The sequence below is a fragment of the Pseudomonas sp. MWU12-3088 genome, assembly GCF_023242405.1.
Lineage (GTDB): Bacteria > Pseudomonadota > Gammaproteobacteria > Pseudomonadales > Pseudomonadaceae > Aquipseudomonas > Aquipseudomonas kribbensis.
On record NZ_JALJEA010000001.1, the window covers coordinates 585,392 to 608,464 of the forward strand.

Annotated in this window: 20 protein-coding genes; 14 read left to right on the forward strand and 6 right to left on the reverse strand. The window is 61.8% G+C overall.

The features are described 5' to 3' along the window. Positions 1 to 459 precede the first annotated feature (459 nt). The 14 genes from arnB to M5B98_RS02730 all read left to right on the forward strand — a co-directional run bounded on the left by arnB (position 460) and on the right by M5B98_RS02730 (position 16,028). A complete protein-coding gene (arnB, locus tag M5B98_RS02665) occupies positions 460 to 1,611 on the forward strand; it encodes a UDP-4-amino-4-deoxy-L-arabinose aminotransferase (RefSeq protein ID WP_192551789.1) in 1,152 nt (383 codons plus the stop codon). After that, complete coding sequence (arnC, locus tag M5B98_RS02670; protein WP_248741722.1) at positions 1,608 to 2,630, forward strand: undecaprenyl-phosphate 4-deoxy-4-formamido-L-arabinose transferase; 1,023 nt, start codon at positions 1,608 to 1,610, stop codon at positions 2,628 to 2,630. Before arnB ends, arnC begins: the two co-directional genes overlap by 4 nt. Next, positions 2,627 to 4,618, forward strand: a complete 1,992-nt coding sequence (gene arnA, locus M5B98_RS02675) for a bifunctional UDP-4-amino-4-deoxy-L-arabinose formyltransferase/UDP-glucuronic acid oxidase ArnA (RefSeq protein WP_085709967.1) — start codon at positions 2,627 to 2,629, stop codon at positions 4,616 to 4,618. Before arnC ends, arnA begins: the two co-directional genes overlap by 4 nt. Further along, on the forward strand, positions 4,618 to 5,502 hold the full coding sequence (gene arnD / locus M5B98_RS02680) for a 4-deoxy-4-formamido-L-arabinose-phosphoundecaprenol deformylase (RefSeq protein WP_085709968.1): 885 nt from the start codon (positions 4,618 to 4,620) through the stop codon (positions 5,500 to 5,502). The genes arnA and arnD overlap by 1 nt, the downstream gene beginning before the upstream one ends. Continuing rightward, positions 5,499 to 7,148 carry a lipid IV(A) 4-amino-4-deoxy-L-arabinosyltransferase gene (arnT, locus tag M5B98_RS02685; RefSeq protein WP_248741723.1) on the forward strand — a complete coding sequence of 550 codons (1,650 nt, stop codon included), beginning with the start codon at positions 5,499 to 5,501 and terminating at the stop codon, positions 7,146 to 7,148. The genes arnD and arnT overlap by 4 nt, the downstream gene beginning before the upstream one ends. After that, on the forward strand, positions 7,145 to 7,489 hold the full coding sequence (gene arnE, locus M5B98_RS02690) for a 4-amino-4-deoxy-L-arabinose-phosphoundecaprenol flippase subunit ArnE (RefSeq protein WP_065257283.1): 345 nt from the start codon (positions 7,145 to 7,147) through the stop codon (positions 7,487 to 7,489). Before arnT ends, arnE begins: the two co-directional genes overlap by 4 nt. After that, on the forward strand, positions 7,486 to 7,899 hold the full coding sequence (gene arnF / locus M5B98_RS02695; RefSeq protein WP_248739790.1) for a 4-amino-4-deoxy-L-arabinose-phosphoundecaprenol flippase subunit ArnF: 414 nt from the start codon (positions 7,486 to 7,488) through the stop codon (positions 7,897 to 7,899). Before arnE ends, arnF begins: the two co-directional genes overlap by 4 nt. Continuing rightward, on the forward strand, positions 7,896 to 9,275 hold the full coding sequence (locus M5B98_RS02700; protein WP_248741724.1) for a UDP-glucose dehydrogenase family protein: 1,380 nt from the start codon (positions 7,896 to 7,898) through the stop codon (positions 9,273 to 9,275). Before arnF ends, M5B98_RS02700 begins: the two co-directional genes overlap by 4 nt. Continuing rightward, a complete protein-coding gene (locus M5B98_RS02705) occupies positions 9,272 to 10,870 on the forward strand; it encodes an ArnT family glycosyltransferase (protein ID WP_248741725.1) in 1,599 nt (532 codons plus the stop codon). Before M5B98_RS02700 ends, M5B98_RS02705 begins: the two co-directional genes overlap by 4 nt. Before the next feature lie 62 nt (positions 10,871 to 10,932). Further along, the gene (locus tag M5B98_RS02710) at positions 10,933 to 11,451 is read left to right on the forward strand and encodes a GNAT family N-acetyltransferase (RefSeq protein WP_248741726.1); all 519 of its coding nucleotides are present in this window, start codon (positions 10,933 to 10,935) and stop codon (positions 11,449 to 11,451) included. A 100-nt stretch (positions 11,452 to 11,551) separates the two neighbouring features. After that, the gene (locus M5B98_RS02715) at positions 11,552 to 12,730 is read left to right on the forward strand and encodes an MFS transporter (protein ID WP_248741727.1); all 1,179 of its coding nucleotides are present in this window, start codon (positions 11,552 to 11,554) and stop codon (positions 12,728 to 12,730) included. Positions 12,731 to 12,889: 159 nt separating this feature from the next. Further along, complete coding sequence (locus M5B98_RS02720) at positions 12,890 to 13,576, forward strand: HPP family protein (RefSeq protein WP_114883244.1); 687 nt, start codon at positions 12,890 to 12,892, stop codon at positions 13,574 to 13,576. A 190-nt stretch (positions 13,577 to 13,766) separates the two neighbouring features. Next, positions 13,767 to 14,873, forward strand: a complete 1,107-nt coding sequence (locus tag M5B98_RS02725) for an enoyl-CoA hydratase/isomerase family protein (protein ID WP_248741728.1) — start codon at positions 13,767 to 13,769, stop codon at positions 14,871 to 14,873. A 3-nt stretch (positions 14,874 to 14,876) separates the two neighbouring features. Continuing rightward, entirely contained in the window at positions 14,877 to 16,028 is a 1,152-nt protein-coding gene (locus tag M5B98_RS02730) for an acyl-CoA dehydrogenase family protein (RefSeq protein ID WP_085709979.1), read from the forward strand. 209 nt (positions 16,029 to 16,237) lie between these two features. Here M5B98_RS02730 and M5B98_RS02735 read toward each other — a convergent pair whose 3' ends face one another. The 6 genes from M5B98_RS02735 to M5B98_RS02760 all read right to left on the reverse strand — a co-directional run bounded on the left by M5B98_RS02735 (position 16,238) and on the right by M5B98_RS02760 (position 22,976). Continuing rightward, positions 16,238 to 17,011 carry an enoyl-CoA hydratase gene (locus tag M5B98_RS02735; protein WP_134827028.1) on the reverse strand — a complete coding sequence of 258 codons (774 nt, stop codon included), beginning with the start codon at positions 17,009 to 17,011 and terminating at the stop codon, positions 16,238 to 16,240. A 14-nt stretch (positions 17,012 to 17,025) separates the two neighbouring features. Continuing rightward, positions 17,026 to 18,153 carry an acyl-CoA dehydrogenase gene (locus tag M5B98_RS02740; RefSeq protein WP_248741729.1) on the reverse strand — a complete coding sequence of 376 codons (1,128 nt, stop codon included), beginning with the start codon at positions 18,151 to 18,153 and terminating at the stop codon, positions 17,026 to 17,028. A gap of 20 nt (positions 18,154 to 18,173) precedes the next feature. Then, complete coding sequence (locus tag M5B98_RS02745) at positions 18,174 to 19,364, reverse strand: acetyl-CoA C-acyltransferase (RefSeq protein WP_248741730.1); 1,191 nt, start codon at positions 19,362 to 19,364, stop codon at positions 18,174 to 18,176. A gap of 12 nt (positions 19,365 to 19,376) precedes the next feature. Next, entirely contained in the window at positions 19,377 to 20,138 is a 762-nt protein-coding gene (locus M5B98_RS02750; protein ID WP_248741731.1) for an SDR family NAD(P)-dependent oxidoreductase, read from the reverse strand. Between the two features lie 15 nt (positions 20,139 to 20,153). After that, on the reverse strand, positions 20,154 to 21,818 hold the full coding sequence (locus M5B98_RS02755) for an AMP-binding protein (RefSeq protein ID WP_248741732.1): 1,665 nt from the start codon (positions 21,816 to 21,818) through the stop codon (positions 20,154 to 20,156). A gap of 141 nt (positions 21,819 to 21,959) precedes the next feature. After that, on the reverse strand, positions 21,960 to 22,976 hold the full coding sequence (locus M5B98_RS02760) for an AraC family transcriptional regulator (protein WP_248741733.1): 1,017 nt from the start codon (positions 22,974 to 22,976) through the stop codon (positions 21,960 to 21,962). Positions 22,977 to 23,073 lie beyond the last annotated feature (97 nt).

The window sequence follows — 23,073 nt, forward strand, 5'->3', positions numbered from 1 at the left end:
TGGCTGGAAGGTGCCAAACGCGCCAAATACAAGGACAAAGGGTTACTTGCAATAGACTCTGAAGAGGTAACGGATAAGCTGCTCAAACGAAAGGCCTTGAGTAAAAAACAGTCCAGCACAACAACTAACTACTGCAATGAACTTGATGTAAGGAAGAGTCTTGTAGTAGGACTTTTCCGATAAAGCCGCGGAAATCTGAACAGCGGCTGTATGAATTTGAGATAAACGATTCACCGACCGGTTTTTCATATTCCTTTCACAAAATCGGGAATAACCTTAGCTAGATAGGTCCTCAGTCGGTACCGCCCAACCTGCCGGGCAACGCCTGAAAAGTCAACCAACCCCCGACGTCATGCTTACCAAGCAACTCGTTGATGCAAAACCTGTTTTTTGCGTCTACGCTGGGATTGGATCCGATGAACAGATGGATCTGTCCATTTTTTTCGCAATGAGGTGTCCATGAGTCAGGCGTTTCTCCCCTTCTCTCGCCCGAGTATCGGCGACGAAGAAATTGCGGCCGTCGAGCAGGTTCTGCGCTCGGGCTGGATCACCACCGGGCCGAAAAACCAGGCACTTGAAGAACAGTTCGCGCAGTACGTGGGATGCAAGCACGCCGTTGCACTGTCATCTGCCACCGGAGGCATGCACATCACCCTGCTGGCCCTGGGCATCGGTCCCGGCGATGAAGTCATCACGCCGTCGCAGACCTGGGTCTCCACCGCCAACATGATTTCCCTGCTGGGCGCCACCCCGGTGTTCGTCGATGTCGACCGCGACACCCTGATGACCGACGCCGCCCGTATCGAAGCCGCCATCACGCCACGCACCAAAGCCATCATTCCGGTGCACTACGCCGGTGCCGCGTTCGACCTGGATCCGCTGTACGCACTGGCGGACAAGCACGGCATCGCCGTCATCGAAGACGCTGCCCACGCCGCCGGCACCCGCTACAAGGGCCGCCACGTCGGCTCCCGGGGCACGGCGATCTTCTCGTTCCACGCGATCAAGAACATGACCTGCGCCGAAGGCGCGATGTTCGTCACCGACGACGAAGCCCTGGCCAGCCGCGTGCGCATGCTCAAGTTCCACGGTCTGGGCGTCGACGCCTACGATCGTCTGACCGGTGGCCGCAAACCGCAGGCCCAGGTCATTGAGCCGGGCTTCAAGTACAACCTGTCCGACATCAACGCCGCCATTGCCCTGGTGCAACTGGAGCGTCTGGACGCCATCAACGCCCGCCGTACCGAGCTGGCTGGCCAGTACCTGCAAAAGCTCGAAGGCCTGCCCGTACAGCCGCTGGCCGTGCCGCAGCAATACGCCCAGCAACACGCCTGGCACCTGTTCATCCTGCGCATCGACAGCGAGCGCTGCGGGATGGATCGCGAAGCCTTCATGAAGGGCCTGCAGGAGCAAGGCATCGGCACCGGCATCCATTTCATCGCCACCCACCTGCACACCTGGTACCGCCAGCGTGACCCTGACCTGTACCTGCCCAATACCGAATGGAACTCGGCGCGGCTGTGCTCGATTCCGCTGTTCCCCGACATGACCGACCAGGATCTGGATCGTGTTGTCGGCGCCATCGCCACTCTTATGGACAAACGCTCGTGAGACCTTACCCGATTAAATGCGTGTCGATCGTCATCCCGGTCTACAACGAACAGGACAGTCTGCCTGAGCTGCTTCGGCGCACAGAGGCGGCCTGCGCCCAACTCAAACATGACTACGAAATCGTGCTGGTCGACGACGGCAGCCGCGACGAGTCGGCCAACATGCTGGAAGAGGCCGCCGGACGCGAAAACAGCCCGTTCGTAGCGGTCATCCTCAACCGCAACTATGGCCAGCACGCCGCGATCATGGCCGGTTTCGAGCAGTGCAAGGGCGACGTGGTGATCACCATCGACGCTGACCTGCAGAACCCGCCGGAAGAAATTCCGCGTCTGGTGGCCGAAGCCGAAAAGGGTTACGACGTCGTCGGCACCGTGCGTGGCAACCGTCAGGACTCGGCCCTGCGCCGCTACCCGTCGAAACTGATCAACCTCGCCGTGCAGCGCTCCACCGGCGTGGCCATGAGCGACTACGGCTGCATGCTGCGCGCCTACCGCCGCACCATCATCGACGCCATGCTCGCCTGCCGCGAACGCAGCACGTTCATTCCGATCCTGGCCAACAGCTTCGCCCGCCACACCACCGAAATCGTCGTGGCCCACGCCGAGCGTGAACACGGCGACTCGAAATACAGCCCGATGCGCCTGATCAACCTGATGTTCGATCTGGTCACTTGCATGACCACCACGCCGCTGCGTCTGCTGAGCATCGTCGGCTTCGCGATGGCAGGTCTGGGCGCACTGTTCGCCATTGCGCTGATCGTGCTGCGCCTGGCGTTCGGTGCAGGCTGGGCCGGTGACGGCACGTTCGTACTGTTCGCGGTGCTGTTCGTGTTCACCGGTGGCCAGTTCATCGGCATGGGTCTGCTGGGTGAATACCTGGGACGCATGTACAGCGACGTGCGCGCCCGCCCGCGCTTCTTCATTGAAAAGGTGTTGCGCAGCCAGCCGGCCTCCCCGGCACCTGCGGTCACCGTTGACGGCCTTACTTCCAATTCCACTTCCGATCAGGTTCTCTCATGAGTGCAAAAACTGTTGTCTTCGCTTACCACGATATTGGCTGCGCCGGCATTGAAGCCCTGCTTAACAGCGGCTACGACATTGCAGCAGTGTTCACTCACGCCGACGATCCGAAAGAAAACGCCTTCTACGCCTCGGTTGCACAGCTGTGCGCCAGCAAAGGCATCCCGGTCCACGCCCCGGAAGACGCCAACCACCCGCTGTGGATCGAGCGCATCGCCAAGCTCGACCCTGAGTACATTTTCTCGTTCTACTACCGCAACCTGCTGAGCGAGCCGCTGCTGGCACTGGCCAAAAAAGGCGCGTTCAACCTGCACGGCTCGCTGCTGCCACGCTACCGTGGTCGCGCTCCGGCCAACTGGGTGCTGGTCAACGGCGAAACCGAAACCGGCGTCACCCTGCACCGCATGGTCAAGCGCGCCGATGCCGGCGCCATCGTTGCCCAGCAACGCGTTGCCATCGAGCGCAGCGACACCGGTCTGACCCTGCACGCCAAACTGCGCACTGCCGCCAGCGACCTGCTGCGCGACACCCTGCCGAACATGCTGCAAGGCAAGATCACCGAAACCCCGCAAGACGAATCCAAGGCCACCGTTTTCGGCCGTCGTACTCCGGCGGACGGCAAACTGGTCTGGGCCAAACCGGCCGAGCAGCTGTTCAACCTGGTTCGCGCCGTGACCCGTCCGTACCCGGGCGCCTTCTGCGCCGTGGGCGAGCACAAGCTGATCGTCTGGAGCGCCGAAGTCGTCAAGGGCAACGAAGGCCAGGCCCCTGGCCGTGTGATCAGCGTCGATCCGCTGCGCATTGCCTGCGGTGAAGACTCGCTGGTGATCAACGCCGGTCAGCGCAACGACAACGGCCTGTACCTGAGCGGCCCGCAACTGGCCAATGAACTGGGTCTGGTCGACGGCTCGCTGCTGCGCGGTGCCGAATCCGGCCGTGCGCCACGTCGCACCCGTGTGCTGATCCTGGGCGTCAACGGCTTCATCGGTAACCACCTGTCCGAGCGTCTGCTGCGTGACGACCGCTACGAGATCTATGGCCTGGACATCGGTTCCGACGCCATCGACCGCCTGCGCGACCACCCACGCTTCCACTTCGTCGAAGGCGACATCAGCATTCACTCCGAGTGGATCGAGTACCACATCAAGAAGTGCGACGTGGTCCTGCCGCTGGTGGCCATCGCCACCCCGATCGAATACACCCGCAACCCGCTGCGCGTATTCGAACTGGACTTCGAAGAGAACCTGAAACTGGTTCGTTACTGCGTCAAGTACAACAAGCGCGTGATCTTCCCGTCGACCTCGGAAGTCTATGGCATGTGCCAGGACAAGAACTTCGACGAAGACAGCTCCAACCTGATCGTCGGCCCGATCAACAAGCAGCGCTGGATCTATTCGGTTTCCAAGCAACTGCTGGACCGCGTGATCTGGGCCTACGGCGCCAAGGGCCTGAACTTCACCCTGTTCCGTCCGTTCAACTGGATGGGCCCGCGTCTGGACCGTCTGGACTCGGCCCGTATCGGCAGCTCCCGCGCCATCACCCAGCTGATCCTGAACCTGGTGGAAGGCACCCCGATCCGTCTGTTCGACGGCGGCGAGCAGAAGCGCTGCTTCACCGACATCGCCGACGGCGTCGAGGCACTGGCCCGCATCATCGACAACGACAACGATGTCTGCAACGGCCAGATCATCAACATCGGCAACCCGGAAAACGAAGCCAGCATCCGTCAGCTGGGCGAAGAACTGCTGCGTCAGTTCGAAGCTCACCCGCTGCGCAGCAACTTCCCTCCGTTCGCCGGTTTCCGCGACGTGGAAAGCAAGGCGTTCTACGGTGCCGGTTACCAGGACGTGGAACACCGCAAGCCAAGCATCGCCAACGCCAAGCGCCTGCTGAACTGGGAGCCGACCGTGGAAATGCGCGAGACCATCGGCAACACCCTGGACTTCTTCCTGCGTGAAGCCATGCTCGAAATCGCGGACAAGCGTTAATGCAGGCAGGTCTTCGTATCGATGTCGACACCTACCGAGGCACCCGTGAAGGGGTGCCCCGGTTGCTGGAAATCCTCGACGAAGCGCAGGTCAAGGCAACGTTTTTCTTCAGTGTCGGCCCGGACAACATGGGCCGACATCTGTGGCGCCTGATCCGTCCGCAATTCCTCTGGAAAATGCTGCGTTCCAACGCCGCCGGCCTGTATGGCTGGGACATCCTGCTGGCCGGGACCGCCTGGCCGGGCAAACCGATCGGTCGCGACCTCGGGCACCTGATGCGTCAGGCCCGGGACGCCGGCCATGAAGTCGGCCTGCACGCCTGGGATCACCACGGCTGGCAGGCCAATGCCGGCACCTGGAGCGACGCGCAACTGATCGAGCAGATCCGTCGTGGCGTCGACACCCTGAGCGACATCATCGGCGAGAAAATCCAGTGCTCGGCCGCTGCCGGATGGCGCGCGGACGAGCGCGTGGTCGAAGCCAAAGAAACCTTCGGTTTTCGCTATAACAGCGATTGCCGCGGGAATCGGCTGTTTCGACCACTGCTGGCCGATGGTTCAGTGGGTGCTCCGCAGATTCCGGTGGACATGCCGACCTTCGACGAGGTGGTCGGCCCGACCGTGGCGGCGAAGGACTTCAACGCCTTCATCCTTGACCGGTTCCGCCCGGACAACCTCAACAACTACACCATTCATGCCGAAGTAGAAGGGATTCTGATGGCCGACGATTTTCGCCGTTTGCTGGCCGATGCACGCCAGCGAGAAATCGAGTTCAAGCCTTTGGGCGATCTGTTGCCCGAGTTTCTCAACACATTGCCTGTCGGCCGTGTGCAGCGTGGCGTCCTCGAAGGCCGTGAAGGCTGGCTGGGAGTACAAGGGGCATGAGCAAGCGCTGGGCACTGCCGCTGCTGATCGGACTGTTTCTGCTCGCCTACCTGCTGCCACTCGGCACCCATGGCCTGTGGATTCCCGATGAAACCCGTTACGCCCAGATCAGTCAGGACATGCTGCTGAGCGGCAACTGGGTGTCCCCGCATTTCATGGGCCTGCGTTATTTCGAGAAACCGATTGCCGGTTACTGGATGATCGCGCTGGGCCAGGAACTGTTCGGGCAAAACCTGTTTGGCGTGCGTTTCGCCTCGGCCCTCAGCACAGGTTTGAGCGTGCTGTTGTGCTTCCTGGTTGCCCGTCGCCTGTGGAACGAGCCGAGCAAAAGCTTCATCTGCGCCCTCCTCTACATGAGCTTCACGGTGGTTGCCGGTCAGGCGGGTTATGCCAACCTCGATCCGCAATTCACGTTCTGGGTCAACCTGAGCCTCGTGGCCCTGTGGTTTGCCGTCGACAGTCGCAGCACCCGGCAACGCGTGATCAGTTGGGCCGTATTGGGGCTGGCCTGCGGCATGGGGTTCATGACCAAGGGGTTTCTCGCCTGGCTGCTGCCGGTGCTGATCGCCCTGCCCTGGATGCTCTGGCAGAAACGCTGGCGTGAACTGCTGATCTACGGCCCGGTGGCGGTTGCCGTGGCGATCGTCGTCAGCCTGCCGTGGGTGCTGGCCGTGCACAGTCAGGAACCGGATTACTGGCGGTTCTTCTTCTGGCACGAACACATCCGCCGCTTTGCCGGTGACGATGCCCAACACGACGCGCCTTGGTGGTTCTACCTGCCACTGCTGGTTGCATTCAGCCTGCCGTGGGTCGGCATGCTGGTGCCGGCGTTCAAGCAAGCCTGGCAGACCCGTAGCCAACCGGGCATTGCCTTCCTGTTGCTGTGGCTGGTGATGCCGCTGGCGTTTTTCAGCACTGCCAACGGCAAACTGCCGACCTACATCCTGCCGTGCCTGCTGCCGCTGGCGCTGTTGCTGGGTCATGCCCTGGCCGACCGTTTGCGTCTGGAACAGGGCCGGGCCTTGAGCATCAACGGTTTGCTGAACCTGGTGCTGGGTGTCGTCACGCTGATCGCACTGGTTTACCTGCAACTGAAAAAACCGGTGTACGACCATGAGCTGCACAGCATGGTGCTGGTGTTCATTGCCCTGATCGGCTGGATCATCGCCAACCTTGCGCAGGCGTTTCTGCCGCTGCAGTGCTGGGCCGCTCCGGCGCTCGGCAGTCTGCTGCTGATCGGCGTGCTGCCGGCCGCGCTGCCGAAGTCGGTGGTGGCCAACAAAACGCCGGACCAGTTCATCCTGCATCACCTCGACGAACTGTCCGGCACCACGCACCTGCTGAGCAACGATCTCGGTGCCGCTTCGGCACTGGCCTGGCGCCTGAAGCAACCCAAGGTGGCGTTGTACAACACCGTGGGCGAGCTGAAGTACGGCCTGAGCTATCCGGAAGGCGCGGAACAGCGGATCACCACCGATGAAGTCCAGCAGTGGGTACGCGATGCCCGCCGCACCGGCTCGGTCGGCGTAGTCATGCGGGTCAAGGGCGACGACGAGCTGCATGAAGTCGACCTGCTGCCCAAGGACGGCACCCGCTACGAGCAAGGCAACCTGGTGATCATCGTCCTGCCCAAGGATCCGTCATGAGCTGGTTGCTGTTGCTGACGGCGTGTCTGCTGACGTGCCTGGGCCAGGTTGCACAGAAGTACGCGGTGGAGAGCTGGCGTGGTGTCGATTCGTCCTGGGCCGACAAACTGCGCTCGCCGTGGCTGTGGCTGGCGCTGTTCGCACTGGGTTCGGGCCTGCTGGTCTGGCTGCTGGTGTTGCAACGCCTTGAAGTGGGCATCGCTTACCCGATGCTCAGCCTCAACTTTGTGCTGATCACCTTGATCGCGCGTTTCGTGTTTCGCGAACCGATCGATCGCCAGCACTGGATCGGCGTGGCGCTGGTGATCGGCGGCGTAGCACTGCTGGGGCAACAGTCATGAGTCAGGGTCGCGGAATCGGCTTCGCCCTGGGCAGCGTTTTGCTGGTCAGTGGCGCCCAGCTGGGCATGCGCTGGAGCATGACGCGCCTGCCGCAGCCGGAACAATGGTTGTCAGCCCTGAGCAGCGGCAGCGTCGATCTGTCGGCGCTGGCGGTGGTGTTCACGGCCATTCTCGCCTACGCACTGTCGATGCTCTGCTGGCTCGCCGCCCTGCGCGACCTGCCGCTGGGCCGGGCCTATTCGCTACTGAGCATCAGCTATGCGCTGGTGTACCTGTTGGCGGCCAGTCTGCCGCTGTTCAACGAATCCTTCAGTTTCACCAAATCACTGGGCGTGGCACTGGTCATGCTCGGTGTCATCACTATCAACACTCGTCCGGCACAAGCGCCCGATTTGAGGAGTGCTCCATGAAAATCACAGTATTTGGAAGCGGTTACGTCGGCCTGGTGCAAGCCGCGGTTCTGGCCGAGGTCGGCCATGATGTCGTGTGCATGGATATCGATCAGAAGAAGGTCGAGCTGCTCAGCCAGGGTCACGTCAGCATCTTCGAACCGGGCCTGTCGAGCCTGGTCCGTGAAGGCCTGGATTCCGGTCGTCTGCACTTCACTTCCGATGAGAAAACCGCCGTGCTTCACGGTCGCGTCGCCTTCATTGCCGTGGGCACACCCTCCAGCGAGGATGGCTCGGCCGACCTGAAATACGTGCTGTCGGTGGGCGACGCCGTTGCCCGTCATCGCGAGCAACCGCTGATCCTGGTGGAAAAATCCACCGTACCGGTCGGCACCGGCGACACCCTGCGCGCCCATATCCAGGCCGCGCTGGACAAGGTCGGTCGCGCGCTGCAGTTCGATATCGTCTCCAACCCGGAATTCCTCAAGGAAGGTTCGGCGGTCTCCGACTGCCGTCGTCCGGACCGCATCGTCATTGGCTGCGAAGGCGATGAAGTGCGCGACGTGATGCGCGATCTGTACTCGCCGTTCAACCGCAACCATGACCGCATCATGTTCATGGACCTGCGCAGCGCCGAGCTGACCAAGTACGCCGCCAACTGCATGCTGGCGACCAAGATCAGCTTCATCAACCAGATCGCCGAACTGGCCGAACACCTGGGCGCCGACATTGAGTCGGTTCGCCAGGGCATCGGCGCGGATACGCGCATCGGTTACCACTTCATCTACCCGGGCTGCGGCTACGGCGGCTCGTGCTTCCCCAAAGACATGCGCGCGCTGATCCACAGTGCCGAACAGGCCCATTGCTCCAGCGACCTGCTGCAAGCGGTCGAGGCGATCAACGAGCGTCAGAAGCACAAGCTGTTCGACCGCATCAATGCGTTCTACAAGGGTGATCTGCGCGGCAAGACCTTCGCCCTGTGGGGCCTGGCATTCAAGCCGAACACCGACGACATGCGCGATGCGCCAAGCCGCGTCCTGCTCGACTCGCTGTTCGCCGCCGGTGCCAGCGTTCGCGCGTTCGACCCGGAAGCGATGCAGGAAACCCAGCATCTGTACCCGAACGAAGAAAAACTGATGCTGATGGGCACCCCTGAATCGGTACTTGCCGGTTCCGACGCGCTGATCATCTGCACCGAATGGCAACAGTTCAAGGCGCCGGATTTCGACCTGATCCAGCAACGCCTCAAGGATCCGGTGATCTTCGACGGCCGCAACCTGTACGACGCCGATCGTCTGGCGCGCAATGGCTTCAAGTACTTCCCGATCGGCCGTGGGGACTCGCGCAAACTGCCGATCCCGCTGCAACAATGGCCTAACTCCGCGGACGTCGCTTGATTACGTTGTCGCCTGCCATCCGCCGGCAGTCCCTGATCGCAGGGCTGCTGGCACTGTTGTTGTTTATCGCCGGGGTTTATGGACAGGCACCCATTGGCTTTGATTCACGCTTTGTACTGTTTGCCCAGGAAATGCTGCGACACGGGCCAACGGTATTCCCGACCACCTACAGCCAGCCGTACGCCGATTATTCGGCGTTATCGACGCTGTTCATCTGGCTGTTGGCGTTGCCTTTCGGCGCGATCAATACCCTGACCGCGTGGTTGCCCAGCGCCATTGCCGGCGGGGTGATCGTGATGTTGATGTACCGCTTGCTGGCGGTGCATTCACAACGCTGGGCATTGATCAGCATTGCGCTGCTGATGCTCACCAGTACGTTCATCACGGAAGTCCGCGCGGTATCGCAAGACCTGATGCTGGCCGCCGTCGCGCTGTCGGTGTTCTACCTGGGTTACGCGCACGACCATTTCGGCTCCGGCCGACGCTGGCCGCTGATTTTCGTCCTGCTGTTACTGGGTTTCGGCATTCGCGGGCCGATCGGGCTGGTGGTGCCGACCGGCATGCTCTGCAGCTATTACCTGCTCAACCGTCAGTGGACACGGCTGTTCGTGTTCGGCGTGCTGGCGTCGATCCTGCTCGCGGCGTGTGTCGGCCTGTTGTTGTGGCTGGCCAAGCTCAGCGGTGGCGAGGCTTTCCTGCAAGACGTGATCCGCATGCAGTTCATGGGACGCATGGATGGCAGTGAAGGTGTCAGCGGTTCGCTGTACTACTTCACCAGTTCGCTGGGCAACTACGCGCTGGCTTACCCGCTGGCCATTGTGGTGCTGGCGGCGGCGTGGCTGAGCAAACCGCATCAGCGCGGACCGGCGTTGCGCCTGGTGCAATACTGCGCGGCGGCCGGGTTGATCGTGATGATCGGTCTGTCGATTCCGCAGGCGAAGAAGGCGCGTTACCTGCTGCCGATGTTGCCGATGGCCGCGATCATCGCCGCGTATCCGTTCCAGGTGGCTCACGGCCGGGTATTCGCCTGGCTGCGCGGGATCATTCAGGCCCTGTGGCTGCTGACGCCGCTGTTGCTGATCGTTGCCCTGCTGGTTGCGCGACGCAAGTTCCCGGAGCTGTTGACCGGTGTCATGCCGGTGCTGATCGTGCTGGGCGTGCTGCAACTGCTGGCGCTGTCCCGACTATGGAAGACGCGCTGGCGTGCCGAAGTGCTGGCCCTGAGCGCGGTACTGGCGCTGTGGACGGTCTATGCCGCCGTGTTCGAGCCGGTGGAACGCGCGCTCTATGACACCCGTTCTTTCAGTCGTGCGGCGTTCGCCCAGGTTCAACAGAACCCGGCCCCGCTGGTGCTGCACGGCATGGGCAAGGACGCCAAGGCGATCAAGTTCATGGTCAACGTCGAGCAGGACCTGCAACCGCAGTTCACCGAAACCGTCCAGCAACTGGAAGCACTCCAGGGGCCGGCCTGGCTGATCATGGACAGCAAGGATATGCAGTCACTGCAAGGCACGCCGCTGGCAAGCCTGCAACCGGTACTGAGCGGTCGCTTCGACAAGAACGATTACGTGCTGTTGTACCTGAAACCCTTGTAGACCTCGCTGAAGGCTGCGATCTTGCGGAGCTTCCCAGGATCGCAGCCATCGGCAGTACCCGCATGACATTTCTCATTCGCCCCGCCCGGCCCGCAGACGCGGCCACCCTCCCCGCCATCGAACGTTCGGCCGCCGAGCTGTTCCGCCTCGACCCGACCCTGGCCTGGCTGGCCGACAGCGATGTACCCGACGCCGCGCAGCATTTGCAGGCCATCGAGCAAGGACATGTATGGATTGCAGAAAATACTGTCGGACAACTTGCCGGTTTTTTAAGGGCCGTTGAAATCGACAACCAGTTGCACATCGAAGAGCTGTCCGTCAGCCAACACTTTCAGGGCCAGGGCATCGGTCGCAAGTTACTGTTGGCCGTGATTGAACACGCGCGACGACAGCAACTTGAGGCGATCACGCTGACCACTTTTCGCGACCTGCCGTGGAATGCGCCGTTTTATCAGCGAATGGGGTTTGTCGTACTGGACGACGAAAATATCGGAACTCATCTTGCCGAGGCCTTGCGCGACGAAATTGCCCACGGCCTTCCCGGTGAACGTCGCTGCGCCATGCGCCTGTCGCTTCCCTGAAATCACGACCTCCTTGCGCACGCTTGACCGGTAACCGGCACGCGGTGAGGATGGCTACGCCGCTCGTATCCGAATCTGAAATAAGGACATTGATCTTTTCGTGGCCACTTACTCGCGCCTAATTCGCCGGCTGATGATCACCTCGTTGACCATCGTCATCAGCCGCGCCCTGATCAGCCCTCTGTTGACCCTGTTCCTGAGCAACAAACTGGGGCTCGATCCTCAAGACGTCGGTCTATTGCTGGGCATCGCGGTGTTCAGCGCCACGCTGCTGTCACTTTATGGCGGCTACATCATCGACCGCCTCGACAAACGTCGGTTGCTGATCCTGACCATGCTGTCGAGCGGCGTTGGCCTGATTCTGCTGACGTTCGCTCAAAACCTGTATCTGGTCACTCTGGTGCTGATCATCAGCGAAACCGCTTCGGCGCTGTTCCTGATTGGCTCCAAGGCGATCCTCAGTGAAAACCTGCCCGTCGGCCAACGGGTCAAAGCGTTCTCGCTGAATTACACGCTGACCAATATCGGCTACGCCATCGGCCCGATGATTGGGGTGGTGATTGCCGGCATCCAGCCCACCGCGCCGTTTATCGTTGCTGGCGCGATTGCCTGCGGCAGCATGTTTCTGCTGCTCGGTGTCTCGCGGGAAGCCGATCCGCAATCGTCGGGCAAACAGCCGCAGAGTTTCCTGGACACCCTGAAAATCCTCAAGAACGACCGCACGATGGTCCTGTTCACTTTGGGCTGCCTGCTCAGCACACTGGTTCACGGGCGGTTCACCCTGTACCTGTCGCAGTATCTGTTGGTCACCCACACCCAGCAGCAGACGCTCGACACCATGGCCGCTTTGCTCGCCTGCAATGCGATTACCGTCATCCTGCTGCAATACCAGATCGGTCGTCTGCTCAAGCGTGAACATCTGCGGCGCTGGATCGCCGGCGGCACAGCGTTGTTCATCGGCGGGCTGATCGGTTTCAGCATGGCCGACAGTCTCATCGGCTGGTGCATAGCGATGTTCATCTTCACCCTTGGCGAGATGATCATCTATCCGGCGGACTTCCTGTTCGTCGACACCCTCGCCCCGGAAGCCCTGCGCGGCAGCTACTACGGCGCGCAGAACCTCGCCGCACTGGGCGGGGCTTTGAGCCCGGTGATGTGTGGATTCCTGTTGATGCACACCCCGGCACCGAGCATGTTCTATGCGCTGAGTGCGCTGGCTGCGCTGGGAGGATACTTATGTGTGGTCAGTGGCCGTCGAATTAAAACAGTTCAAAAATAATGCACTGAAGATGCATTTATATGAATTTGTCAGCATCGAGATTGCTTGGCACACTGTACGCGTTCCTCCCCCAATAGTTGGAACGCTTCGAAGGACTTTCCGGATTGACGGACAAGTCCTTTTTTTTGCCTTCGGTTTTCTTCAAAGGATCGCTTCTTCATGCTCGCTCGCTGGTTGCCCGCTGCCATCAACACCCGCCCCACCGAATGGAGCCGTGCCGCCATCGGCATGGCACTCGGCACGCTGTTCAGCGTGTGGGCCTGCAGTCAGGTGTTCGGCATCGAAGTGGCCTACCACCTGATCGGCCCCCTGGGTGCATCGGCGGTGTTGCTGTTCGCTGTATCTTCCGGCGCCCTCGCCCAGCCGTGGTCGATCATTGGCGGTTACCTGTGTGCGGGCGTCGTCGCGTTGCTGGTGGCTCATGTGCTCGGCCGAACCCTCGGCAGCGCCTGCCTGGCGGCGGGCATGGCGCTGATCCTGATGTGCTGGCTGCGCTGTCTGCATCCGCCGGCCGGCGCGGTGGCATTGACGATGGTGCTGGCCGATCCGACGACCATCGCCATGGACTGGAAAGCCCTGGAGCCGGTGATGCTCAGCGCCGCGTGCATGCTGCTCGCCGCTTTGGCCTACAACAACTTGACCCGTATCCGTTATCCGAAACGCCCCGCCGAACCCGCGCCGGCCGTGGCGCCGGTCGATTCTCAGGCCATCACGGCCGAGGATCTGAAATTGGCACTGGCGGACATGGAGGCGTTCATCGATGTCACGCCGGAGGATCTGGAACAGTTGATTCATGCCAGTGAATTGCACGCCAGGCGGCGGAGCATTGGCCAGGTGTTCCGTTAAGTCCAGAGCCTGCCCCTGTCAGCGTTGTCGATTGAAAAGAAGCCGCGATCCCGTGCATTCAGCCTAAGGCAAAAATGCAGACACCCCATGCACATATCCCCGTTGTACACGGCAAATTTGCACTGTTACGATCCGCTAACGCCCGCGCGCGGGCTTCTCGAATAAAGACAATAAAAGCAGGGAGTTAGTGATGACTGCTCAGGCTTCATCCCCGCGGACTTCGTCCATGGATGCCACGCAAAACGAAGTGCTGGCCGAGGTTCGCAATCACATCGGTCACCTGACCCTCAACCGCCCCGCCGGCCTCAATGCCCTGACCCTCGACATGGTGCGCCAGCTCCAGCAACACCTGGACGCCTGGGCGGCTGATGCCAATATCCACGCCGTGGTACTGCGCGGTGCCGGCGAAAAAGCCTTCTGTGCCGGTGGCGACATTCGTTCCCTGTACGACAGCCATAAAAGCGGCGACACGCTGCACGAAGATTTCTTCGTCGAGGAATACGCCCTCGACCTGACGATCCACCACTACCGCAAACCGGTGCTGGCACTGATGGACGGTTTCGTTCTCGGCGGTGGCATGGGTCTGGTGCAAGGCGCCGATCTGCGGGTGGTCACCGAGAAGAGCCGACTGGCAATGCCGGAAGTGGCCATCGGTTATTTCCCGGATGTCGGCGGCAGTTATTTCCTGCCGCGCATTCCCGGCGAACTGGGGATTTACCTGGGTGTCAGCGGCGTGCAGATTCGTGCGGCGGATGCGCTGTATTGCGGCCTCGCCGACTGGTATCTGGACAGCAGCAAACTCGGCACCCTCGACGAACAGCTCGACCAGTTGCAATGGCACGACACGCCGCTGAAAGACCTGCAAAACCTGCTGGCCCGCCACGCCGTGCAAACCCTGCCGGATGCGCCGCTGGAAGCCTTGCGCCCGGCCATCGACCATTTCTTTGCGTTGCCTGACGTGCCGAGCATCGTCGAACAACTGCGCGCCGTGACCGTTGCCGACAGCCACGAATGGGCAACCACCACCGCCGATCTGCTGGAAACCCGCTCGCCGCTGGCCATGGGCGTGACCCTGGAAATGCTGCGTCGCGGCCGGCACCTGAGCCTGGAACACTGCTTCGCCCTCGAACTGCATCTGGATCGCCAGTGGTTCGAACGCGGCGATCTGATCGAAGGCGTGCGCGCCCTGCTGATCGACAAAGACAAATCACCACGCTGGAACCCGCCGACCCTTGCCGCGCTGCACGCCGAGCACATCGCGAGTTTCTTCCACGGTTTCGAAGAGAGCGGGAGCTGAGCCATGCACGATCTCGAATTGACTGAAGACCAGGTAATGATCCGCGACATGGCCCGGGACTTCGCCCGTGGCGAAATCGCGCCCCACGCACAAGCCTGGGAAAAGGCAGGCTGGATCGATGACGGTCTGGTGGCGAAGATGGGCGAACTCGGCCTGCTGGGCATGGTGGTGCCGGAAGAATGGGGCGGCACTTATGTCGACTACGTGGCTTATGCGCTGGCGGTGGAAGAGATTTCCGCCGGTGACGGCGCCACCGGCGCGTTCATGAGCATCCACAACTCGGTGGGCTGCGGCCCCGTGCTCAATTACGGCAGCGAAGAACAGAAACAGACCTGGCTGGCGGACCTGGCCAGCGGTGCGGTGATCGGCTGCTTCTGCCTGACCGAACCCCAGGCCGGCTCCGAAGCGCACAACCTGCGCACCCGCGCCGAACTGCGCGATGGGCAATGGGTGATCAACGGCGCCAAGCAATTCGTCAGCAATGGCAAGCGGGCGAAACTGGCGATCGTGTTTGCGGTGACCGATCCGGATCTGGGCAAGCGCGGTATCTCGGCGTTTCTGGTGCCGACCGATACCCCGGGCTTCATTGTCGACCGCACCGAACACAAGATGGGCATCCGCGCTTCCGACACCTGCGCGGTGACGTTGAACGATTGCCGTATTCCCGAAGCCAATCTGCTGGGTGAACGCGGCAAAGGCCTGGCCATTGCCCTTTCCAACCTTGAAGGCGGGCGCATCGGCATTGCCGCGCAAGCACTGGGCATCGCCCGTGCGGCGTTCGAAGCAGCGCTGGGTTACGCCCGTGATCGGGTGCAGTTCGGCAAGGCTATCGTCGAACACCAGAGTATCGCCAACCTGCTGGCGGACATGCAGATGCAGATCAACGCGGCGCGCTTGATGATCCTGCATGCGGCGCGACTGCGCACGGCGGGCAAACCCTGTCTGTCGGAGGCTTCGCAGGCCAAGCTGTTTGCGTCGGAAATGGCTGAGAAGGTGTGCTCGTCAGCGATTCAGATTCATGGCGGGTATGGGTATCTGGAGGATTACCCGGTGGAGAAGTATTACCGGGATGCGCGGATTACCCAGATTTATGAGGGGTCGAGCGAGATACAGCGGATGGTGATTGCGCGGGAGTTGAAGAACTATCAGTTGTAACCGTGTCGGCCCCTTCCCCCTCACCCTAACCCTCTCCCAAAGGGAGAGGGGACTGACCGAGATTCGCGAGTTGCGCCGACTTGAGCAATCGCTGGTGAATCCATAATCGACTCGGCCTCTCAGGTCGATGTCAGACCTGAGACACCTCGGTCGGCTCCCTCTCCCTCCGGGAGAGGGCTGGGGTGAGGGCATTTTGTAAGTCCGCCGCGTTATTTGCCTTGGAACTCCGGCGACCGCTTGGCCACAAACGCCGCCATCCCTTCCTTCTGATCCTGCGTCGCAAACGCCGCATGGAACACCCGGCGCTCGAAGCGCACACCTTCAGTCAGGTTCACTTCAAACGCGCGGTTGACGCTTTCCTTGACCATCATCGCAATCGGCAGCGACTTGCTGGCGATCACCGCCGCGACTTTCAGCGCTTCATCCAGCAACTCGTCGCTCGGCACGATGCGCGCAACGATGCCGCAACGCTCGGCTTCCACCGCGTCGATCAAACGCCCGCTCAGGCACATTTCCATGGCCTTGGCCTTGCCCACGGCGCGGGTCAGGCGCTGGGTTCCGCCCATGCCCGGCAGCACACCGAGGTTGATTTCCGGCTGGCCGAATTTGGCGTTGTCGCCGGCCAGGATGAAGTCGCACATCAGCGCGAGTTCACAGCCACCGCCCAGGGCAAAACCGTTGACCGCCGCGATGATCGGCTTGCGGCGGTTGGCCACGCGGTCGCTGTCGCTGAACAGGTCGTCCATGTAGATCTGCGGGTAGGTCAGCTCGGCCATTTCCTTGATGTCGGCGCCGGCAGCGAAGGCTTTCTTCGAACCGGTGATGACGATGCAACCAATGTTCGCGTCGGCCTCCAGACCATCGAGGGCGCGGTTCACTTCGCTGACCAGTTGCGCGTTCAGGGCATTCAGCGCCTGCGGGCGGTTCAGGGTGATGACGCCGACACGGCCATGGGTTTCCAGCAAAATCGTTTCGTAACTCATGTGCAGATTCCTTCTCAAAGATTGCGCGAAATGACCATGCGCTGAATGTCGCTGGTGCCTTCGTAGATCTGGCAGACCCGCACGTCGCGGTAGATGCGCTCCAGCGGGAAGTCGTTGAGGTAACCGTAACCGCCGAGGGTTTGCAAGGCCATGGAGCAGACCTTCTCGGCCATTTCCGAGGCGAAAAGCTTGGCCATCGACGCCTCGACCAGCGCCGGCTGACCGCTGTCACGCAGGGCGGCCGCGTAATGCACCATCTGCCGCGCCACGGCGATCTGGGTGGCCATGTCAGCGAGGCGGAAGGCCACGGCCTGATGCTCGATGATCGGCTTGCCGAAGGTGTCGCGTTCACGGGCGTAATCACGGGCCGCTTCGAACGCGGCGCGGGCCATGCCCACCGATTGCGAAGCGATGCCGACACGGCCGCCTTCAAGGTTGGCCAGGGCGATCTTGTAGCCTTCGCCCTCCTCGCCCAAACGGTTGGCGGCCGGCACTTTGACGTCTTCGAACAGAATCTGGCAGGTGTCCGAGGCGTGCTGGCCGAGCTTGTCTTCGACGCGGGCGACTTTGTAGCCCGGCGAGTCGGTCGGCACGATGAACGCCGTGATCCCGCGCTTGCCGGCACTCGGGTCGGTGACGGCAAACACGATCACGATCCCGGCGTTCTGCCCGGAGGTAATGAACTGTTTGCAGCCATTGAGCACGTAGTGATCGCCTTCCAGCCGTGCGCGGGTTTTCAGGCTGCTGGCGTCGGAGCCGGCCTGGGGTTCGGTCAACGCGAAAGCACCGAGCATCTCGCCGCTGGCCAGCGGTTTGAGGAAGCGCTCACGCTGGTCGTCGTTGCCGAACTTGAGGATCGGCACGCAACCCACCGAGTTGTGCACGCTCATGATGGTCGAGCAGGCGCCGTCGCCGGCAGCGATTTCTTCCAGGGCCATGGCGTATGCCAGGTAACCGGTGTCGCAACCGCCCCACTGCTCCGGCACCAGCATGCCAAAGAAGCCCAGCCCGGCCATTTCGCCGATGGCTTCTTTCGGGAAGCGGTGCTCGCGATCCCACTCGGCGGCGAACGGTTTCAGCCGTTCCTCGGCAAACTGCCGGGCCATGTCGCGGATTTGTTGCTGGTCGTCATTGGGAATCATGGCAAATCCTTAACTCGGGTTCAGACGCACTCGACCGCCATCGCCGTGGCTTCGCCGCCGCCGATGCAGATCGCCGCGACGCCGCGTTTCAGGCCTTTCTGGCGCAGGGCCGAGAGCAAGGTCACCAGAATCCGCGCGCCGGAGGCACCGATCGGATGGCCCAGAGCGCAGGCGCCGCCGTGGATGTTGAGTTTGTTGTGGGGGATTTCCAGATGGGTCATCGCCGCCATGCCGACCACGGCAAAGGCTTCATTGACCTCGAACAGATCGACCTGATCCAGCGACCAGCCGGTTTTCTTCATCAGCTTCTTGATCGCACCAATCGGTGCCACCGGGAACAGGCCCGGTGTGTCGGCGAAGGCTGCGTGGCCGTGAATCACCGCCAGCGGTTTCAGCCCCTGTTTCTGCGCTTGCGACTGACGCATCAGTACCAGTGCGGCGGCGCCGTCGGAGATGGAGCTGGAGTTGGCCGCGGTTACCGTACCGCCCTCGCGGAACGCCGGTTTCAGCGAAGCGATCTTGTCCAGTTTGGCTTTTGGCGGCTGCTCGTCGTTGCTGATCACCACTTGTTCCTTGCCGACGGTCACGGTCAGCGGAACGATTTCGTCCTTGAAGCTGCCGTCCTTGATCGCCTGCTGGGCGCGGGTGGTCGAGGCGATGGCGAATGCGTCCTGAGCTTCACGGCTGAAATCGTTGGTTTCAGCGCAATCCTCGGCGAAGGTGCCCATCAGGCGACCCTTGTCGTAGGCGTCTTCGAGGCCGTCGAGGAACATCGAGTCCAGCACCCGGCCGTGGCCCATGCGGTAACCGGCGCGGGCGCGGTCCAGCAGGTACGGCGCGTTGGACATGCTTTCCATGCCGCCGGCGATCACCACATCGGCGCTGCCGGCCAGCAGCATGTCGTGGGCGAGGATGGTGGTTTCCATGCCCGAGCCGCACATCTTGTTGACCGTGGTACAGCGGGTGGATTTGTCCAGCCCGGCGCCCAGTGCAGCCTGACGCGCAGGCGCCTGGCCGAGACCGGCCGGCAGTACGCAGCCGAACAGCACTTCATCGACCGCATCGGCGGCCACACCGGCGCGTTCAACGGCAGCTTTGATCGCAGCGGCACCCAGTTGCGGCGCGGTCAGGCTTTTCAGTTCGCCCTGAAAACCGCCCATCGGGGTGCGGACGGCGCTGACGATGACAATCGGATCGTTGGAGATGGTCATGAGAAATCCTCCTTACTTGGCGGCCATGCGCAAGGCACCGTCGAGACGGATCACCTCGCCGTTGAGCATGCTGTTTTCAATGATATGCCGCACCAGCGCGGCGTACTCGGCCGGTTTGCCCAGGCGCGGCGGGAACGGTACGCCCGCGGCCAGGGAGTCACGCACTTCCGGGGTCATGCCGGCCATCATCGGGGTTTCGAAAATGCCCGGGGCGATGGTCATCACGCGGATGCCGAAGCGCGCCAGTTCACGGGCGGCAGGCAGGGTCAGGCTGGCGATGGCGCCTTTGGAGGCGGAATATGCGGCCTGACCGATCTGGCCATCGAATGCAGCAACGGACGCGGTATTGATGATGACGCCTCGTTCACCGTCGGCGTTGGCTTCGCTTTCGGCAATCGCTGCCGCTGCGAGGCGCAGCATGTTGAAGCTGCCGATCAGGTTGACGTTGATCACCTGGGCGAAGCTAGCCAGCGCGTGCGGGCCGTTCTTGCCGAGGATCTTCTCGCCCCGAACGATGCCGGCGCAATTCACCAGACCATTCAGGCTGCCGAAGGCTTTCAGGGTCGCCTGCACAGCGGCTTCGGCGGCGGCTTCGTTGCTGATGTCGGCTACCACGCTTTGCGCACCAAGACGCTGAGCCTGGGCGGCGACGGCGTCGGCATTCATGTCCACCAGCATCACTTTGGCGCCGGCGCTCACCAGCAATTCAGCGGTGGCGGCACCCAGGCCGGACGCGCCGCCGGTGACGATAAAAACCTTGTTCTCGATCTGCATGACTGACTTCCTGATTCAAGCTGAAACGTTGTGCACCGCGGCCTCTTGAGCCTTGGCGATTTCCTGGTTGCGCAAGATAAAGCGCTGCAATTTGCCGCTCGGGGTTTTCGGCAACTCGCTGACAAATTCGATTTCACGGGGGTACGAATGCGCGGCCAGACGCTTGCGCACGTGTTGGCGCAACTCTTCGGCCAGCGCCGGTTCGGCGCGGTATTGCGGGTTGAGCACGACGAAGGCTTTCACCAGTTCGGTGCGCTCCGGATCGGGTTTGCCGACCACGGCGGCTTCGACCACGGCCGGGTGCTCGATCAGCGCGCTTTCCACGTCGAACGGGCCGACCCGGTAGCCGGAAGTGGTGATGACATCGTCACTGCGACCGACGAAACTGATGCTGCCGTCCGGATTCCACTCCACGGTGTCGCCGCTCAGGTAGTAATCGCCGACGAATGCCTTGGTCGGTGCGCCTTCGTAACCGGCGAACCAGCACATCGGCGACTGTGTGCGGTCGATGGCGAGGATGCCGGGCTGACCGACGCCGAGTTCGTTGTACTGATCGTCGAGCACCACGATGCGATGGCCCGGCGAAGCAAACCCGGCGGCGCCGAGGTGGATCGGGTGTTCGAGGCCATGGTGGTTGCACAGCACCATGCCCAGTTCGGTCTGGCCGTAATGGTCGTGAATGACTACGCCGAGGTTGTCGGCAAACCAGCGGATCACTTCCGGGTTCAACGGTTCGCCAGCGCTGCTGACGATGCGCAGTTTGCCCTTGATCGACCTGGCGAACTCATCACCACCGGCAATCAGCAGGCGATACGCCGTGGGCGAACCGGTGAGGTTGGTGATGCCGTATTTGTTGATCACCCGGCAGGTGCTTTCGAGGGTGAACGGGCCATCGTAAAAGGTGATCGGATGGCCCATCGACAACGGGCCAGTCACGCCGAAATAGATGCCGTAGGCCCAGCCCGGATCGGCGACGTTCCAGAATGCATCTTCCGGGCGCAGATCCACGGCATCGCGGGTGTAGCTCTGGAACGCCACGACTGCCTTGAGCGGCACCGACAGCGCTTTCGACGGGCCGGTGGTGCCCGAGGTGAACATCAGCAGGAACGGGTCTTCGCCGGTCAGCATCACCGGTTCGCAGACACTGGAATGGTTGGGCAACTCGGCCCAGAAACTGAAATCACCCCGGACGATGCCTTGGCCTTTCGCGCCGCCGACGGTGACCAGCGTCGGGCAATCGGCCACTTCGCTGAGCTTCGGCCGGTTGACTGCATCAGTGACCACGACTTTGGCGCCGGAGCTGTTCAGGCGATGTTCGAGGGCTTTGGGGCCGAACGCGGTGAACAGCGGTTGATACACCGCGCCGATGCGCCAGGTGGCGAACACGGTGATCAGCAGTTCGATATTTCGCGGCAGCAGGCCGGCGACCTTGTCGCCCTTCTGCACGCCCTGGGCGAGCAGGAAATTGGCGAAACGCGCGGCCTTGTCCTGCAGGTCGCTGAAGGTGTAGGTCGCACTGGCGCCATCGCGGCCTTCCCAGAACAGCGCGATGCGCCCCGGCAAGGCGTGGCGGTCACAACATTCGACGCAGGCGTTGAGCGCCTCGAGCGAGCCGCTGAGTGCGGCGTCCACGGTGTGCTGATAATTGAACTGTTCGGTGGCAGACAAGTAATCGCGCATTGCCAGAATCCCTCTGTGTTTTTATTAGGTCGGGGAACCGTAAACATCAGAGGAATACTCGCGCCGCACGCCGGTTGCGGCAATGGCCAAAGCCTTCAAAGTGGATGACTGGTTTGGCCAAGGTTTGCGTCGATTCGAGGATCAGACCGCTTCGTTGAGAATCAGGCTGCGATAGTGCCCCGGATTGGTCCCCGACCACTTGCGAAACGCCTTGTAAAACGAGCTCGCATCGGCAAATCCCAGGCGTGTGGCGATGTCGACAAAACTGATTGAAGGTTCCGCCAGCCAGGTGATCGCCAGTTCCTTGCGCACGCTGTCCTTGAGGCCTTGATAGGTCTGCCCTTCTTCTGCCAGACGCCGACGCAGGGTCGAGGCCGACATGCACAACTGCTGGGCTAGTGCGTCGGTTTCCGGCCACTGCTCGGCGGGCAACTGTCGCAGATCCTGCTTGATCCGGCTGGCGAGGCTTTCCGGGTCGCGGTACTTCACCAGAATGTTGGCCGGGGCATGGGCCAGAAAGCGTTTCAACTCCTCGGCACTGCGTTTGATCGGCAGATCCAGCACGTCGGCGGCGAAAATCATCCGCGTGCGCGGCCGGTCGAAGCGCAGGTTTTCCGAGAACATCACCCGGTAGTCATCGCAGAAATCCGGCGCCGGGCAACGCAGTTCGATGGCAAGGATCGGAATCCGCCGCCCCGCCAGCCAGCACGCCACGCCGTGGACGATCATCCAGTAAGTGAAATAGGTGAAGGCGCGGCGCGGCTCGGGGTCATCCTCCAGCAGCACGATCTCCGCCAGACTTTGCTGGTGCACCAGTTGCGCGGGCATGCGTTCGAGCATCAGCGACAGGAAATTCAGACCGGTACTCAATCCCGCAGCCAGATTCGGCTGGGCCATCGCGCTGCGGCAGAGGAATTCCAGGCTGCCGGACTTCAGCTTGCGCGGGTCCATGCCAAAGAACTCGTCATCGCCCCGCCGCGCCAGCAATCGCCATAACCGCGCGTACTGGCTGGCCTGAACGCGGGCGTCGTCGGTGGCCAGTAGCGCCGGATCGATGCCGACCTTGTTCAAGACTTCTTCCGTGGCCACGCCCGGGGCACAACTTTGCTGCAGTGCTTCGCGCACCAGTTGAATGGAAATGGTGTCCTTTTCCGACATTGAACGTCACTCGGGGGTACGGATTATCTGTCGGCCATCTTAGGCAGCACTGAGTAAAAAGCCAGCCCTGTGCAACGTCGTACTCAATTACCCGACC